At 56.6% G+C, this 5,506-nt stretch carries 1 protein-coding gene; it reads left to right on the forward strand.

Going from position 1 to position 5,506, the window contains the following annotated elements:
* Positions 1–5,506, forward strand: a 5,506-nt coding sequence (locus BC440_RS11470) for an Ig-like domain-containing protein (RefSeq protein ID WP_247643570.1), incomplete at both ends; no start/stop codon positions are given.

Genomic DNA, 5,506 nt, shown 5'->3' on the forward strand with positions numbered 1-5,506 from the left:
TCCGCGGGCACCGATAACGGTGACGGCACCTGGACTCTTGGTTCCGATCAGCTTGCAGGCCTGACGATCACGCCAGCGGATGATTTTAGCGGGTCGTTTGATTTGACCGTCACCGCGCAATCTGCGGATGGCAGCGACATTGCGACAGCGACGGATACGATTACGGTTGACGTTACAGGTTTTGCTGACGCACCTACTTTGAACGTCTCTGACGCCAGTGGTTCAGAAGATTCTGCCATTTCGCTTGATATTGACGCGGGTCTGACGGATTCCAGCGAAGTGCTGACGGTGACCATCTCTGGTGTCCCGGAAGGGGCAACTTTGTCCGCGGGCACCGATAACGGTGACGGCACCTGGACTCTTGGTTCCGATCAGCTTGCAGGCCTGACGATCACGCCAGCAGATGATTTCTCCGGCAGCTTCGAGCTTGGTGTGACCGCAACGTCGGCAGATGGTTCTGATGTAGCAACCACGACCGGTTCAATCACGGTTGATGTTGCCGGTGTCGCCGATGCACCGACGCTGGAAGTATCGGATGCTTCGGGTTACGAAGACCGGCCAATTGCGCTTGATCTTGACGCTGTCCTGACAGACGCCAGTGAAGTTCTCTCTGTCACCATCTCCGGTTTTCCGGATGGCGCAAGGCTCTCTGCCGGTACGAACAATGGTGACGGCAGCTGGACGCTGAGCCCGGATCAACTTGATGGCCTCAGAGTTAGGCCACCGTACAACTATAGTGGCGCGTTTGAGCTTGATGTAACGGCCCAGTCTGTGGACGGGTCGGATATTGCCACGACAAGCGGCTCAATCACGGTTGATGTCGAAGGCGTCGCAGACCGACCGACGCTTGATGTGTCGGATGCGCAGGGTCTTGAGGATACAGCGATTGTGCTCGATATTGATGCCGCGCTGACAGATTCCAGCGAGGTGTTGAGCGTCACCGTAAGCGGTGTGCCCGATGGTGCGGAACTGTCTGCCGGGATCGACAATGGTGATGGCACATGGACGTTGGATGCCGATGAGCTTGCAGGACTGACGATCACACCACCGGAAAACTTCAGTGGCGCGTTTGATCTTAAGGTGGTCGCACGATCCACAGATGGCGATTCTGTTGCATCAACATCCGATCCGGTGCGTCTTCTGACGCGCAGCGGCAACAGCACAATTACCGTTGAGGTGACCGGTGTCGCGGATGCTCCGACACTCGAAGTAAGTGATGCGTCTGGCAACGAGGACAATGTTATTGCCCTCGACATTGATGCCGGTCTGACGGATTCCAGCGAAACTCTGACGGTCACGATCTCTGGTGTTCCGAATGGTGCAACCCTGTCTGCGGGCACCGACAATGGTGATGGCACCTGGACGCTGGGCTCTGATCAGCTTGATGGTTTGACGATCACCCCGGCGGATGACTTCAGCGGTTCGTTTGATCTGGGTGTGACGGCGACCTCTGCCGATGGTTCAGACGTTGCGACCACGACGGGTTCGATTACGGTTGATGTTGCCGGTGTTGCGGATGCACCGACGCTCGGCGTCAGTGATGCCAGCGGCAACGAAGACAGTGCCATTGCTTTGAATATTGACGCTGGTTTGGCTGATTCCACTGAAACGCTGACAATTACGATTAGCGGGGTCCCAGAAGGTGCGACGCTGTCGGTAGGTACTGACAACGGTGACGGTACATGGACACTGACAAGTGATGAACTGGAAGGTATCAGCGTTACACCGCCATCTGATTTCAGCGGTAGTTTTGACCTTGAAATTACTGCAAGTACGCAGGATGGCACCGATATCGCATCGGTTACAGATACCGTTATGGTGGACGTGGCCGGTGTGGCCGACGCGCCGACGCTTGATGTCAGTGACGCGTCTGGCAACGAGGACAATGGTATCGCCCTCGACATCGACGCCGCTCTTGCTGACAGCTCGGAGACTCTCACTGTCACCATTAGGGGCGTTCCGAATGGCGCGATCCTGTCGGCAGGGACCGATAATGGCGACGGGACCTGGACGCTGGGTTCGGATCAGCTTGACGGTCTGACGATCACGCCTGCGGATGACTTCAGTGGTTCGTTTGATCTTGATGTGACGGCGTCCTCTGCCGATGGTTCAGATGTTGCAACCACGACCGGCAGCATCACTGTTGATGTCGCTGGTGTTGCGGATGCACCGACGCTGGAAGTGTCCGACGCCTCTGGCGACGAAGACAGTGCGATTGCACTTGATATTGACGCAGGCCTGACGGACAGCTCAGAAGTACTGACAGTGACCATCTCCGGTGTTCCGGATGGGGCAACCCTGTCTGCGGGCGCCGATAACGGAGATGGCACCTGGACGTTGACCCCTGCACAGCTTGAAGCTCTTACGATCACACCATCGGAAAACTATTGGGGCAACTTTGAGCTGACCATTACGGCCACATCGGTTGATGATGAGGACAGTGCAAGCATCTCACAGGTGCTGCAGGTCGAAGTGATTGACGATCCGAATGAGAGCGTGATTGGTACGGCCGGTTCTGATGAAATCACGACCGCTGAAGGTAATGATTATGTAGAAGCCCTGAGCGGCAACGATATTATCAATTCCGGTGCAGGTAATGATACCAACTATGGCGGCAGCGGCGATGACATTATTGATGCAGGCGAGGGTAATGATATCGTCTATGGCGGCAGCGGCCATGACATCATTGATGCCGGTCAGGGTAATGATACCGTCCATGGCGGCAGCGGACGTGACACGATCAGCGGCGGCGAGGGTGAGGATTATATCAATGCCGGTGGCTCGGATGACATTGTAACTGGCGGTGCCGGAGACGACACGATCTACGGTGGCAACGGTCGTGACACGATTTCGGGCGGCGACGGTAGTGATTACATCAATGCCGGAAATTCTGATGACATCGTGAATGGCGGTGCAGGTAACGACACCATTATTGGCGGCGGCGGCAAGGATACCCTGGACGGTGGAGACGGCACGGATACGCTTTATGGCGGTAGTTCCAACGACAGGCTGACAGGGTCGGGCGATGACAGGCTTTATGGCGAGGCCGGAAATGACGAGATCAATTACACCGTCGATCTGAGCGCAGAGGGAACCGGCATTGTCGATGGCGGTTCAAACACCGATACATTGAAGCTTTATCTGAATTCGGATCAGCTTTCAGGCGATGGTGTTCTTGAAGCATTGCAGGACCTCAAAGCCCATGTCGAAAGCGGTGAGGGCGGCAGCCTGATGCTTGACGCACTCGGGGTCGAGGTCAGCAATATCGAGAATCTCGAAATTTATGTCGATGGTGCGTCCTATAACCCGGCGGCAGAGGCTCCGGCACTGGATGTCGCTGATGCCACGGGTGCCGAGGATGGCGGCGCGATTGCCCTTGATATTGATGCGTCGCTTGGCGACGCAACCGAAATCCTGAGCATCACCATTTCTGGTGTGCCCGAAGGTACCACCCTGTCTGCCGGAACCGATAACGGAGACGGTAGTTGGACGCTGGAGGCCGCAGACCTTGAAGGTTTGACGATTACACCGGCCGATGATTACAGCGGTACATTCGATCTTACCGTTACGGCAACTTCAAGTGCTGGCGATGACAGTGCATCGACCAGCCAGGTCATCACTGTTGATGTCAGTGCAGTTGCAGATGTACCGACTTTGACCGTGTCGGATGCATCGGGCAGCGAAGACAGCGCGATTGGTCTGGATGTCGATGCGGGGCTGACAGATACCAGCGAAACGATGACCATCACCATCAGCGGTGTTCCCGATGGGGCCAGCCTGTCGGCCGGGACCAGTAACGGTGATGGCAGCTGGACATTGAGTGCGAGTGATCTTGAAGGTCTGAGCATCACCCCGAGCGGTGATTACAGCGGCAGCTTTGATCTGACCGTCACGGTAACATCGCAGGACGGCAACGACACGGCATCGATCAGCGATACCATTACGGTTGCTGTCGCCGGTGTCGCGGACAAGCCAGCACTGGATGTATCAAATGTATCCGGCACCGAAGACAGTGCCATTGCGCTCGATATCGATGCCGGCCTGACAGATGCATCTGAACTCCTGACCGTCACGATCAGTGGCGTTCCGGAAGGTGCCGCCTTGTCGGCAGGTACGGATAACGGCGATGGCAGCTGGACCTTGTCGGCGGCCGACCTGAACGGCCTGACGATCACACCAGCGGATGACTTCAGTGGATCGTTTGATCTGGCGGTCACCGCGCAATCTGCGGATGGCAGCGACATTGCGACCACAACAGGCAGCATTACGGTTGATGTTGCCGGTGTTGCCGATGCTCCGACGCTGGATGTCTCCGACGCCAGTGGTTTGGAAGATTCGGCCATTACGCTCGACATTGACGCAGGCCTGACGGACAGCTCCGAAGTTCTGAGTGTCACGATCAGCGGCGTACCAGAAGGCGCGACCCTGTCTGCGGGCACCGATAACGGTGATGGCAGCTGGACGCTATCTGCTGCCGACCTGAATGGTCTGACGATTACACCAGCGGATGATTTTAGCGGATCGTTTGATCTGACAGTCACCGCTCAATCTGCGGATGGCAGCGACATTGCGACAGCGACGGATACGATTACGGTTGATGTTGCCGGTGTCGCCGATACGCCGACGTTGGATGTCTCTGACACCAGTGGTTCAGAAGATTCGGCGATTACGCTCGACATTGACGCAGGCCTGACGGACAGCTCCGAAGTTCTAAGTGTCACGATCAGTGGCGTGCCAGAAGGTGCTGCCTTGTCGGCTGGTACGGACAACGGTGACGGGACCTGGACCTTGTCGGCGGCTGACCTGAACGGTCTGACGATCACGCCTGCGAATGACTTCAGTGGTTCGTTTGATTTGACGGTGACGGCGCAGTCGGCTGATGGTGACGATGTTGCGACGAGCAGCGGCACGATCACTGTTGATGTTACGGGTGTGGCGGATACGCCGACATTGGACGTTTCTGATGCCAGTGGTTCGGAAGATTCTGCGATTGCACTCGACATTGATGCAGGCCTGACGGACAGCTCCGAAGTTCTAACCGTTACGATCAGTGGTGTGCCAGAAGGTGCGGCCTTATCTGCCGGTACCGATAACGGTGATGGCAGTTGGACTCTAAGTCCCGATCAGCTTGCAGGCCTGACGATTAACCCGTCGGATGATTTCTCCGGCAGCTTCGAGCTTGGTGTGACGGCAACGTCTGCCGATGGCGAAGATATCGCGACCACAACGGGCAGTATCACGGTTGACGTCACAGGTGTTGCCGATAAACCGACGCTTGATGCCGCAGATGCCTCTGGCTCGGAAGACAGCGCGATTGCACTGGATATCGATGCCGGTCTGACGGACAGCTCCGAAGTTCTCACCGTTACGATCAGCAGCGTGCCAGAGGGCGCGACCCTGTCAGCCGGTACCGATAACGGTGATGGCAGCTGGACTCTAAGTCCCGATCAGCTCGCAGGTCTGACGATCACACCAGCGGATGACTTCAGCGGATTTATTAATTTGT

It is taken from the genome of Thalassospira sp. MIT1004 (assembly GCF_001858545.1).
Taxonomy (GTDB): domain Bacteria; phylum Pseudomonadota; class Alphaproteobacteria; order Rhodospirillales; family Thalassospiraceae; genus Thalassospira; species Thalassospira xiamenensis.